Below are 11,372 nucleotides of genomic sequence, written 5' to 3' on the forward strand. Positions count from 1 at the left end.
GGAGTCTGGGCCGTGTCTCAGTCCCAGTGTGGCTGATCATCCTCTCAGACCAGCTATAGATCGTCGCCTTGGTGAGCCGTTACCTCACCAACTAGCTAATCCAACGCGGGCCAATCTAATAGCGATAAATCTTTCCCCCGAAGGGCGTATACGGTATTAGCGATCGTTTCCAATCGTTATTCCGTACTATTAGGTATGTTCCCACGCGTTACTCACCCGTCTGCCGCTCCTCACCGAAGTGAAGCGCTCGACTTGCATGTGTTAAGCCTGCCGCCAACGTTCGTTCTGAGCCATGATCAAACTCTCAAGTTTGATATAGACTTTTGTCGACGCAATGCACGTTTTGACGAGGACACCACTTGTCACTATGCGCTTCGCAGCGCAAAGGTAATTTGGTGTTCTCTAATAGAAACGTACACCCATCGAAGTCTTGTATGATCAATCTTTCGATCAATCCGCAAGGATCTCGCCGTCCACGTTTCTCTTTCTTCTTCTTCACACTGTCAAAGAACAGACCCTCATACCAATGGCATAAACGTCAAAATCATCACCCTAAATCAACAACAACAATCTATCTCACCGGACAAGCCCGGCAACAAAATCGCTGCCCAATTCAGGAAACACTCAATAAAACCAATCAGTCTCATCAGCGCTCCGGGGTTATAAGATCAGCAAACCAACCTGTCAACCACCAATTTCAACAAAAAACAAACTGTTTTTCGATGAAACATTTTCTTAAAACCAAGCGGACAGAGCCAGCTCATTTCCAAGAAAAACATTGATAAACCAAATAACGAGGCTTTACAATGCCCATTTGAAAAATAATTCATATTCTTCAAACAGTTACCTTATTAACAAATTCGAACTTACGTTTGAACACGATAACAAAGGTCTTGATGAATTTTGGTACTTGAAAGTACCCATCCATCTTCAATTGAAAGTCAAAGTTCTATTTATCTTTCAACCAGTTAACTGAGTGTCTACAGCATCTTGCGACGTCGTTTCTCTCAGTGCTGGGGGGTTATAGGGCTGGGCCTTTTCAGAGTCAACAGGTGCTGGGCAGAAAAATGAAGGTTTTTTGACAATCTCTATTGCTCACTTGCCCCCCTTAGCACAGGACCTCAGCAAAGCTGGGGTTTTGGGCCCCAAACCTTGGTCAAATCGATCATAATATAATTGGAAATACCGACGAAGTTTCGCCGCATTTGCCGCCCAATACAGCTTATGGTGGAGGTTTATATCCACGAGTGAGCGCCACACGATCATATGGTGCATTGAATATGGGTCCGAACTCGTGTCATAAATCGCCGGTCCGTTACACCAGAAGCAACTAATTTGGCGATCAAGCGCCAAGAACAGCACGCTAGAAGGCAAGTTACGTTTTGAACGCAGTTAAACGCAAACAAGATCGAGCACTTCTTAAGTCTGCCGGGTTCCGTGACGCTGCAGCATTAAGTGTGAATGTGCTGCGCTCGAAATTGCCCGAAAGCGGTGAGGTTTCTTTAAAATGGCTCAGCGGCACCATTTTAACTGGTTTGACTGGCGCGCTCCTAATGGCGGCGGTGCTTTATGTGTCGTTTGACGGCAAAGGCACATTTTCCACTCCTTATGATGCTCTAGGCATCGAGCCAGCCCCAACACCGACACAGGCTGTTGTGGTGATGAAGACCGATCGTGTCCGGCCTATTGCCGCTAGCCGTTCGGACAAAGAGACGATTGAAGCCTCGATCCGGGAAACTGTGGACGGCGTGGCCAAAATCAAGCGCCAGCCTTTTGAGCGCATCCGCGCCACATTGGCCACATCGGCGACCGCCCTTTCCCAAGACATCCCCGCCTACGATCCCGTGGCTTTATTGAGCCGCAACCAACCGGTGAGTTTGCCAAGTGACACGCGCACCATCAATACAGATATTTATGGGGCGGAAGTGGAAGGCGAAGTTACCGTTGTGCAAGCCTCTTTATCTCTTGTGAATGCGCCCAGGGCTTCAATTACCGATGCGATTGCCGCCGACTTCGTGCGCTCAACAGTGGAAGGCGCCTATACCGGTTTTGATGGTGCTGCCCTTGCATATGCATCAACAGACGTTGAAAACATCAACCCACTTTCAATTGTACGGGATGGATTTTCGTCAGTAGCAGAAAACGTCTCTATCGTGCCGCGCACCAATATTGATGGTTCCAATTCCATTTCACGAACTGAACGTGTGTTGACTGTGCGCAAGAATGCACCACTGGCAGATGTCTTGCTGAAAAACGGCTTCACCCAAGGAATGGTCGACAGCATTGAAGGTGCGATCAAGAATGTTTTCCCTTCAACCACGCTGAACAAGGGCCTCAAGCTGCGCATTCTGTTTGGAAGTGAAACCGGTGCTCCGACCCAACTGCCATATCGCATGAGTGTTTATACCAGCGCCGCCCAGCATATCGTCACCGTTGCCCGAACAGATAAGGGACAATATGTATTGGGGCTCGCGCCACCGGCCATCGACTTTCCTGAAAAGGATAGTGAAGAAATCGATGTTGCCAATCTTCCCTCGCTTTATCGCTCGATCTTTGAAACGGGCCGCAAGCATGACATCCCGGATGCAACCATTGAGCGCATAATCGCCATGTTTGCTTATGACTTGGACCTCACCAAAAAAATTAACGCCGGTGATTCTGTCGAATTGTTGTTTTCCGAACCAGACCAGCAAGGACAAAAGGAATTGCTTTATGTTGGCTTAAAACTGGCCAATGTTGAACGGCATATGTATCGGCACCAGTCCGACGACGGCATAGTGGATTATTTTGACGAGAACGGCCAAACCGGCAAGAAGTTCTTGATGCGTCGGCCGCTGCAGGGTGGGGGCAATCTGCGTTCGAATTACGGCTATCGCCGTCATCCGATCTTTAAAACCTATAAGCTGCACACCGGTGTTGATTTATCAGCAAAAACAGGCACACCAATTTATGCTTCCGGCGATGGCGTTGTTAAACGCGCGCAATGGGTTTCAGGCTATGGCCGTTTCGTTTCGCTTAGTCATGCCAATGGCTATGAAACTGCCTACGCGCATATGACCCGCATCGCAGAAGGTATGAAACCAGGCGTTCGCGTTCGACAGGGGCAGGTCATTGGTTATGTTGGCTCCACCGGCTATTCAACCGGCCCTCACCTCCACTTCGAAATCAAAATCAACGGCCGCACGGTTGACCCACTCAAAGTGCGTTTGCCACGCGACAAGGCTTTGCCCAATAAATATCGCCGGAAATTTGAGCAAACGATCGCCCAAATCCAAGAACTCATGGGCCGCGAGCCCAACCCCATAAACGTCGCAGAGCGGTAGAACCCCACCGCTCCCAAATCGTGTTGCCTAAGAGGCTATATATTCGCGCATCGCCGCCGCTTCGCGTTCGGCCTGCTCGATTTTGCGTTTGACCAAATCACCGATGGAAATCATACCAACCAGCTTGCCGCCATCCACAACAGGCATATGCCGGATGCGCTTTTGGCTCATAATGCCCATCAGTTCATCCACTGTGGCTTCCATATCGCAAGTAAATGGATCCGGGGTCATACATTTCCCAACCGCGCCTTCAAGTGCTGAAGCACCCGATTCGCGCAATCGGCGCACGATATCGCGCTCGGAAAGAATACCACAAAGTTCGCCAACATCACCCAGAACCAAAACAACACCAATGTTGTGTTCACCCAGAATATCAACGGCCTTGGCCACCGTATCTGAACGTGTCACTGTGAGAACGTTACTGCCCTTCGCGTGAAGAATATCGCTAACTTTCATTTGCATTTCTCCTTTCGACAAATTGAGTGTGCGTTATTAATGAAAGTTCGGCAAGACGGCAAAATCACACATTTCCAATAATCGGCCCAACCTAGACGTCCGCATCACCGTCAAAATAGTCCAGCCCCTGCTCAGCCCGACCAACAAAAGCAAAAGCAGATTGCCCATGCCGACGGGTTTTCCCGCCGCCGCTCATCACGGCGAACTTGCCCGTATCTGGATATTCACAAACATCAACATCGGCTTTGGACGATATCGCGAGATATATCAGCGGCTCGTTCCCCCTATTCCACAATTGATGCGCAAATTCTGCGCCACCAACCGGGGCACCCAACACATCTCCCGCTTGCACTTCATGGATAGTGTCGCCAAATCGATATTCTCCGCTTCCAGACAGAACAATGAACATCTCATCCTCAGCATGATGCACATGATAAGGACATGCCGTTTTGCCTGGCGGCACAACAGTATAGGCGGCCCCAAGTTTGGTCAGCCCCAGCGCTTTGGCAACTGGCGCATCGTATGATTCATAGGATTTGCCGTGCGAGAACGGTATGGTCTCTAAGTCTGCCAACCGCACAAAGGCTTTAACGTCATCACCCATTATTCACCCCAAACTGCCATTTCATTGCCACTAGGTTCTTTAAAGTGAAACCGGCGTCCACCGGGAAAGGCAAAAATGGGACGCACGATTTCACCGCCACCCGCCTCAATTTGGGCTAGTGCCGCTTCCAAATCATCAGCTTTAAGCACAACAAGCGGCTTGGTTACCGCGTCTTTGGTGCCATCCATACCCCCGTCAAGGCCCGCATTGTCGAATGAAAAATACTCCGGCCCATAGTCGGTGAACTTCCACCCGAGCGCCTTTGCAAAAAAGTGCTTGGAGGCGGTCAAATCTGAACCGGGCAGTTCCACATAATCAATTTTTAATAGAGTTGGCATGTCAGCTCCCTTTGCGTTTGTTACGCATTCCTTTGATGTTTTCTATATTGGGATCAGCTACAAATTGCGCATATCGATCCCCCTCAACGGGGTAAATCGCAACCCGACCTTTTTCGTCGTGGTGCACGCCCCAGCCAAATGTTTTGACCAAGGGCGACACCCGCAAACAGGGTTGGCCTTTTGCAAAGAACGCCACTTTTTCTGCGTCCCATTCTTTTTGCGAAAGACCACGTCGGTCGGCATAGATGCCAAAAAGCAATTCATCACTTGTTATTTGATAGGGGGCATTGATCAATCGCTCATACTGCATGGCGGCGATTGTGCCTGCGCGTGTTGGTGAAGTGCCAACCATTGCTGCGCTATCGGGCGAGACCTGAATAAACGCATTCTCGTAATTGGTTGTGTGCTTGCTCACTTTTCGCCCCCGTCTCTTGTTCTTATTTTGTTCTAATATTGCCAATCCAACCTGTCAACGCCTCAAACAGCTTTAGCGCAACATGGCGCAAGCCATTTGCGGGATAAGAGATTGGGAGCACGAGGCGCATATTGGCTCGTTTGAGTAGAGTAAAAATGAGACAATAAACGCCTCGTGCAACTAAGTTTTAGCGCATATTTTGAAATACCCCGGGGTGCTAAACCCTTCTATCCCCTTTTCAAGCACACCATCAAAACTGCTTTGATCTCTTTGGATCATTTGATGATCACCTTTTGAAAGGTGAAGGTGAGAAACAATGCCCACCATGCGACTTACAGCTGCCCTCGGTGTCGGGCTGGATAAATCAACATAAACGATATGAAGGGCGACCCCTGTCATATCTTAGCCTCTTCCTTTGGTGATTGGGTTCAGCGCCATATTGGACTTGTTCGCCTCCCCATTTTCACCGCCCGAATGCTCGTCAGCACCCCAAAGGCTTCAAAGAAGATGAGGGCAGTATGGCATGGGGTGAAAGGACGGGGATAAGATTTTGATTATTGTAGGGGGCAAACCGCAACGTCTACAAAGCGACCAAAATAACCTTCACTGAAGCTATCCCCGTATCGGCTGGTGCTCAATGCGATTGTGTTGCCATTGATTTTGTTAGCTGGCACTATCCCAAGCGTGGATATTGCGGTTGAGGCCGGGATTATACGATCTCCAGCACAACCGTGGGCAAACGGGTGATGCTTCAAAGAAGCTCCTCAGCAAGCCAGTTGTTGGCATTGACCATGGAGACAATTATGAGAGCTATTCGTTTCATCAGATTTGTGCTGCTGGCGATAATCGCTCTTTTTATCGTCGCTGTGATTGCGCTCTATGTTTATCAGCCATCGCCGCCCGACCGCTTCAGCTTCTCAGACGAAGGCGAAACAATACCCCTACCCGATGGCCGCCAACTCGCCTGGACTGATAGCGGTGATCCGAATGGCCGACCAATATTTTATTTCCATGGGGGACCTGGGTCGCGGATCGAGGCCCAATTATATGACGCGGCCAATAAAGAGTTGGGGATCAGGATGATCGCACTCGACCGTCCGGGTTATGGTCGCTCGGATTTTCAGCCGGGCCGCTCTTACCTTGATTGGGCGGACGATGTGCAGGCCGTGGCGGACCAACTTGCAATTGAACGGTTTGCCGTCATCGGTTTCAGCTCTGGCGGACCCTACGCGGCCTTGGTTGCGCATGAAATGCCTGAAAGGCTCAGCGTTGTGGCAATTGTCGCCGGCGAGGGCCCCTACCTTCATGCCGACTATCCCTGGGCAGCACTAAGCGAGCAAAGCTTTGGTGCGTCACCGGTCAACAATATATTCATGTTCAGTGCAAAATATGCGCCGTTTGTGATGCGCAGCTTTTTCCGATTAATGCGGATCATGATCTTTGCCGATCCAATCGGTGTGATGCAAAGCTCGGGCGGCGAGATTTTATCGGACCGCGACCTTCAAATGTTTACACGCGATGAATATGCGTTGGCGCAAGTCGAGGCTTTGCGTCAAGGCGCCGCTGGCCCCAGTCACGACTTCACGCTGGAGCGTCGCGACTGGCCCTTTGCGTTGGAAGATATCAACGCGCCAGAAGTGCTGGTGTTTCACGGGCAGGATGATGGTGGGGTTGATCCGGCAGTTGCCACTTTCGTCTGTGGTCTCATCCCAGCCTGCGGTAAGACAGTGATGTTCCCCGGCGAAGGCCACTCGGTCCTCTACCATCGTTACAATGAGATCGCCGGTGCAATCCTGTCCGCGTGGAAGGATTAACAGCGCATTTCACCCGAAGAAACCAAAACGCGGCCCTTTAAGACACAGTCAAAATTTAAATTGTTGGCCCAAAGCTAACCTTGAACGTGCCGCCATACCTTTCATCCTCGGGCTTTCCCGGGATGACGAATAATGGTGTGAAAAGCGCGGCGCGAACCGTTAGCACAAACATCATGCCGCAGCGCAAAACGACCCCGGATCAAGTCCGGGGCGGTACGAGGGGAAAAGCGCACCGACATCCGCACCGTCCCGCACTTGATGCGGGACCAAAAAGATCAAGGACAGTATGCCCCCATTTGGCATTCCCGGCCTAGAGCCGGGTTCAAAAACGCATATTCTAATATAGACGTCTTGCCCCCCACCAGCTGCGCATAAAGCCTAAACATACCCATTCCCCAGGACGGAATTGATTCTATACCAAGCGGTCGCATAGGTTTGGCGCAACTAAGGAGTATCAACATGACCCAAACCCGCCTCTACGCCCTGCTCGCCCTTGTTGGGCTGATATTGCCTTGGTCGCAATATGTGCCATTCATCCAAAACGAGGGACTAAACCTACCGCTGTTCATCAGCCATGTTGTCGCCAACGGCCCGACCATCGGCTTCACGCTGGATATCGTTTGGGCAACATTTGTGTTTTGGATTTGGAGTTTTTCCGATTCACGAAAGCACAATGTGCCGCACTGGTGGGCGGCGTTCTTGGCAGGTTTATGTTTGGGACTGTCCGTGGCGCTGCCACTTTATTTGGCGGTTAGGGCCGCGAATTCTTCCGCGCGCGGCGCAGCCAACGCGTAAAAGCAATAATCGCCCAAATGCCCTCGGCAATAAGAAATGGAACTGAGCCAATCAACCAAGCGTAAAACGCTGCCATGGCGCAGCCAAAGGCGAACAGCAAAACGAAAAGCGGATGCCGATCCTCCAACGCATAGGATCCAACCATAATGATCACAGCAATCAACCCTAAATATTCAATCATATGGTCTCCTAAAGACAATTCCAGATGGCTTGCAACTCTTAATAGACCTGCGCATTATTGCAAAACAATCGAAGTTGGGGGAGCATGATGGCACTGTCGAGCGCTGCGCAAGAGATTTACGATAGAATCGATAAGCAAAACCCAAGAATGGGTGACGTCAAAAAACTTGCGACCGCGATCAAGCAGGACCATTCGCTGGCGCTTGAGTTGTGGTCCACGGGCGAGTTTGGCCCACGCCTTGTCGCAACACTCATTCTGAATAAAGCAGAACTTTCAAAAGAATCGATTGAACAACTTGCAGCAGACATTGCAAACCATCCACCAAGCGAGCGCGACAAGCTTTCTGAATGGTTGATGGCCCATCAATTGATGAAGTCCAAACGCACAACTGCCTTGCTGGAAAGCTGGGAACATCATGCTTCGCCGTTGCTCAGGCGCTTGTTTTGGTACCATCAAGGGCGTTTAAGATGGACGGGCAAAGTGCCGCCCAACAACACCCTACAACTTCTCACCTCGCTCGAAAATAATCTCGGTAAAGAAGACCCACAAGTGCAGTGGGCCATGAATTTCACCGCCGGACAAATCGGCATTCATGACCCCCAATATCGCGACCAATGTATTGGGTTGGGTGAACGATTGGGGCTGTATAAAGGTGATCATACCTCAGCTGGTTGCACGCCAAATTATTTGCCCGAGTTTATTCGGATTGAAGTTGGTAAGCTGAAATAACCATCACGCAAAACCAACATATGCCCGGCATCATTTGATACCGAGCATATGCTGATCGTTGATTTTGGCGACGCATCATTGCGACGCCAGTGCAGTTTGAAGGATTATTGAGCCGCTTCTTGAACAGAAGCGTCAGGGTCAATCACCAAACCCGTTTCAGTTGCGCTAACGTGCACAGTTTGCCCGTCGGCAATCTCGCCAGCCAAAATCTTCTCGGCCAACTCATCTTGCAATACCCGCTGGATCACCCGTTTCAGAGGTCGTGCGCCATATGCGGGGTCATACCCCTCATTAGCAATCCAATCGCGGGCCGCATCGTCAAGTTCAAGCGTAATATCGCGCTCAACCAATAGCTTGCGCAAATAGCCCAATTGAATATCCACAATGGCGCCCATATCTGAGCGGGCCAAACGGTGGAACAGCAAGATCTCATCAACCCGGTTCAAGAATTCAGGACGGAAGCTTGCCCGCACAGCGTCAAGCACTTTACCGCGTACCAATTCAACCGATTCGCCTTCTTTTTGTTCAACCAAATATTCAGCACCAAGGTTTGATGTCATGATGATCAGCGTATTGCGGAAATCAACCGTGCGGCCATGTCCGTCGGTCAACCGACCATCGTCCAATACCTGCAACAAAACGTTGAACACATCCGGGTGGGCTTTTTCGATCTCGTCAAACAAGATCACCTGATAAGGCCGACGGCGAACCGCTTCGGTCAACACGCCCCCTTCATCATACCCGACATATCCCGGAGGCGCGCCGATTAAGCGGGCCACGGAGTGTTTTTCCATGAACTCAGACATATCCAAGCGCACCATTGCGGTGTCATCATCAAACAAAAATTGCGCCAATGCTTTGGTCAGTTCGGTTTTACCCACACCAGTTGGCCCAAGGAAAATGAATGAGCCCATGGGCCGGTTCGGATCTTGCAACCCAGCCCGTGAACGACGCACGGCTTTTGAAACAGCGGTCACCGCTTCAGATTGACCAACAACACGTTTGGCCAAATCATCTTCCATGCGCAACAGCTTGTCGCGCTCGCCCTCAAGCATTTTATCAACCGGCACGCCGGTCCAACGCGACACCACTTGAGCCACGTGCTGAGGGGTCACCACCTCTTCCACCATGCTGGTGGTTTCAGCGCTGCCCGATTCGTCCTCGGCCGCTGCAATTTTACGCTCAAGTTCGGGAATTAGCCCATAAGCCAATTCACCCGCTTTGGCCAAATCGCCTTGTCGCTGTGCGTTTTCCAAATCCGTCCGGGCATGATCGAGCTGTTCTTTAAGCTTTTGCCCCGCACCCAAACGGTCTTTTTCTGCAACCCACCTTTGGTTAAGCGCATCTGCTTGTTCTTCCAGATCACTCAATTCAGTTTCAAGCTTGTCCAAACGAGACTTAGACGCATCATCCGTTTCTTTTTTCAGCGCTTCGCGTTCAATTTTTAATTGAATGATTCGGCGGTCCAACTCGTCCAATTCTTCAGGCTTGCTGTCCACTTGCATGCGCAACCGGGCTGATGCTTCGTCCATCAAATCAATGGCTTTGTCCGGCAAAAACCGATCTGTGATGTAGCGATTAGACAAAGTAGCGGCTGAAACCAAAGAGCCGTCAGAAATCCGCACCCCGTGGTGCAACTCATATTTCTCTTTTAGTCCGCGCAAAATCGAAATTGTATCTTCAACAGTTGGCTCAGAAACAAACACAGGCTGAAACCGACGGGCCAAAGCGGCGTCTTTTTCCACGTGTTTTTGATATTCGTCGAGGGTTGTTGCACCCACGCAGTGCAATTCACCCCGCGCCAATGCTGGCTTTAACAGGTTTGATGCATCCATCGCCCCATCCGATTTGCCGGCACCCACCAATGTGTGCATTTCGTCGATGAACAGAATGATATTGCCGTCCGCAGACGTCACTTCGTTCAAAACCGCTTTGAGGCGTTCTTCAAACTCCCCACGATATTTCGCACCAGCAATCAGCGACCCCATATCAAGCGAAAGCAATGACTTACCCTTGATTGATTCGGGCACGTCTCCATTGACGATTCGCAGTGCCAAACCTTCGGCAATCGCGGTTTTACCCACGCCCGGCTCACCAATCAGCACTGGATTGTTTTTCGTCCGACGTGACAGAACTTGGATAGCCCGGCGAATCTCTTCGTCTCGACCAATCACTGGGTCCAATTTACCTTCGCGAGCGGCTTCGGTGAGATCGCGCGCATATTTTTTCAATGCATCATAGCTTTCTTCTGCGCTCTGACTGTCAGCGGTGCGCCCTTTGCGCAACTCGTTGATGGCATCATTCAACCCATTGGCCGTAACGCCCGCAGATTTAAGCAATTTGCCCGCATCACTGTCTTTTTCGATCACCAAGGCGAGCAACAAACGCTCAACGGTGACAAAAGAATCACCGGCCTTGTCTGCAGCTTTTTCAGCTGTTTCAAAAACCCGCGCCATTTCGCGGCTCATGTAAAGCTGACCACCGCCCCCAGAAACAGAAGCGATTTTGTTCAAACCCGCAGCCACACTGGCGCGCAGGGCTTTTGAATTGCCACCGGCGCGATCAACAAGACCAGAGGCCATGCCCTGATCATCGTCCAAAAGGACTTTCAATAGGTGGATGGGGGAAAACTGTTGGTGCCCAGCAGAAAGAGCACCAGTTTGCGCTGACTGAACGAATCCACGCGCACGTTCGGTATATTTTTCAATATTCACGTT

General features: G+C 50.6%; 11 protein-coding genes and 1 rRNA gene. 5 read left to right on the forward strand and 7 right to left on the reverse strand.

Going from position 1 to position 11,372, the window contains the following annotated elements; genetic code table 11:
* Nucleotides 1–312, reverse strand: a 16S ribosomal RNA gene (locus Q0231_RS01320); the annotation flags it as partial.
* A gap of 122 nt (nucleotides 313–434) precedes the next feature.
* Between Q0231_RS01320 and Q0231_RS01325 the strand changes: the two genes are divergently transcribed.
* Both Q0231_RS01325 and Q0231_RS01330 read left to right on the forward strand, forming a co-directional pair.
* Nucleotides 435–782, forward strand: a complete 348-nt coding sequence (locus Q0231_RS01325; RefSeq protein ID WP_299344022.1) for a hypothetical protein — start codon at nucleotides 435–437, stop codon at nucleotides 780–782.
* A 600-nt stretch (nucleotides 783–1,382) separates the two neighbouring features.
* Entirely contained in the window at nucleotides 1,383–3,323 is a 1,941-nt protein-coding gene (locus Q0231_RS01330) for a M23 family metallopeptidase (RefSeq protein WP_299344024.1), read from the forward strand.
* A gap of 27 nt (nucleotides 3,324–3,350) precedes the next feature.
* Here the strand turns inward: Q0231_RS01330 and Q0231_RS01335 are convergent, their stop codons facing one another.
* The 4 genes from Q0231_RS01335 to Q0231_RS01350 form a co-directional block, all read right to left on the reverse strand.
* A complete protein-coding gene (locus Q0231_RS01335; protein ID WP_299344027.1) occupies nucleotides 3,351–3,779 on the reverse strand; it encodes a CBS domain-containing protein in 429 nt (142 codons plus the stop codon).
* Between the two features lie 91 nt (nucleotides 3,780–3,870).
* Nucleotides 3,871–4,383, reverse strand: a complete 513-nt coding sequence (locus Q0231_RS01340; protein ID WP_299344030.1) for a cupin domain-containing protein — start codon at nucleotides 4,381–4,383, stop codon at nucleotides 3,871–3,873.
* Nucleotides 4,383–4,721 carry a VOC family protein gene (locus Q0231_RS01345; RefSeq protein ID WP_269395030.1) on the reverse strand — a complete coding sequence of 113 codons (339 nt, stop codon included), beginning with the start codon at nucleotides 4,719–4,721 and terminating at the stop codon, nucleotides 4,383–4,385. Before Q0231_RS01345 ends, Q0231_RS01340 begins: the two co-directional genes overlap by 1 nt.
* A 1-nt stretch (nucleotide 4,722) precedes the next feature.
* Nucleotides 4,723–5,136 carry a DUF6157 family protein gene (locus tag Q0231_RS01350; RefSeq protein ID WP_299344036.1) on the reverse strand — a complete coding sequence of 138 codons (414 nt, stop codon included), beginning with the start codon at nucleotides 5,134–5,136 and terminating at the stop codon, nucleotides 4,723–4,725.
* 803 nt (nucleotides 5,137–5,939) lie between these two features.
* Between Q0231_RS01350 and Q0231_RS01355 the strand changes: the two genes are divergently transcribed.
* Both Q0231_RS01355 and Q0231_RS01360 read left to right on the forward strand, forming a co-directional pair.
* Nucleotides 5,940–6,950 carry an alpha/beta hydrolase gene (locus Q0231_RS01355; RefSeq protein WP_299344039.1) on the forward strand — a complete coding sequence of 337 codons (1,011 nt, stop codon included), beginning with the start codon at nucleotides 5,940–5,942 and terminating at the stop codon, nucleotides 6,948–6,950.
* Between the two features lie 459 nt (nucleotides 6,951–7,409).
* Complete coding sequence (locus tag Q0231_RS01360) at nucleotides 7,410–7,745, forward strand: DUF2834 domain-containing protein (protein ID WP_299344042.1); 336 nt, start codon at nucleotides 7,410–7,412, stop codon at nucleotides 7,743–7,745.
* Here Q0231_RS01360 and Q0231_RS01365 read toward each other — a convergent pair.
* Nucleotides 7,702–7,926 (reverse strand): hypothetical protein, encoded by a 225-nt coding sequence (locus Q0231_RS01365; RefSeq protein ID WP_299344045.1) that lies wholly within the window; start codon nucleotides 7,924–7,926, stop codon nucleotides 7,702–7,704. The genes Q0231_RS01360 and Q0231_RS01365 overlap by 44 nt on opposite strands.
* An 87-nt stretch (nucleotides 7,927–8,013) precedes the next feature.
* On the opposite strand from Q0231_RS01365, the gene Q0231_RS01370 reads away from it, so the two are divergent.
* Complete coding sequence (locus Q0231_RS01370; RefSeq protein ID WP_299344048.1) at nucleotides 8,014–8,655, forward strand: DNA alkylation repair protein; 642 nt, start codon at nucleotides 8,014–8,016, stop codon at nucleotides 8,653–8,655.
* A 104-nt stretch (nucleotides 8,656–8,759) separates the two neighbouring features.
* Here the strand turns inward: Q0231_RS01370 and clpB are convergent, their stop codons facing one another.
* Nucleotides 8,760–11,369, reverse strand: a complete 2,610-nt coding sequence (gene clpB / locus Q0231_RS01375) for an ATP-dependent chaperone ClpB (RefSeq protein WP_269395036.1) — start codon at nucleotides 11,367–11,369, stop codon at nucleotides 8,760–8,762.
* Nucleotides 11,370–11,372: the final 3 nt, after the last annotated feature.

Origin of the sequence: uncultured Maritalea sp. (genome assembly GCF_937139385.1) — a bacterium.
Taxonomy (GTDB): Bacteria; Pseudomonadota; Alphaproteobacteria; order Rhizobiales; family Devosiaceae; genus Maritalea; species Maritalea porphyrae_A.

Bases quoted from the DNA above. Each gene is read 5' to 3' on its own strand.
- Q0231_RS01340 (WP_299344030.1), bottom strand. From the start codon at position 4,383: ATGGGTGATGACGTTAAAGCCTTTGTGCGGTTGGCAGACTTAGAGACC.
- Q0231_RS01345 (WP_269395030.1), bottom strand. From the start codon at position 4,721: ATGCCAACTCTATTAAAAATTGATTATGTGGAACTGCCCGGTTCAGAT.
- Q0231_RS01360 (WP_299344042.1), top strand. From the start codon at position 7,410: ATGACCCAAACCCGCCTCTACGCCCTGCTCGCCCTTGTTGGGCTGATA.
- Q0231_RS01370 (WP_299344048.1), top strand. From the start codon at position 8,014: ATGGCACTGTCGAGCGCTGCGCAAGAGATTTACGATAGAATCGATAAG.
- Q0231_RS01325 (WP_299344022.1), top strand. From the start codon at position 435: ATGATCAATCTTTCGATCAATCCGCAAGGATCTCGCCGTCCACGTTTC.
- Q0231_RS01365 (WP_299344045.1), bottom strand. From the start codon at position 7,926: ATGATTGAATATTTAGGGTTGATTGCTGTGATCATTATGGTTGGATCC.
- Q0231_RS01355 (WP_299344039.1), top strand. From the start codon at position 5,940: ATGAGAGCTATTCGTTTCATCAGATTTGTGCTGCTGGCGATAATCGCT.
- Q0231_RS01335 (WP_299344027.1), bottom strand. From the start codon at position 3,779: ATGAAAGTTAGCGATATTCTTCACGCGAAGGGCAGTAACGTTCTCACA.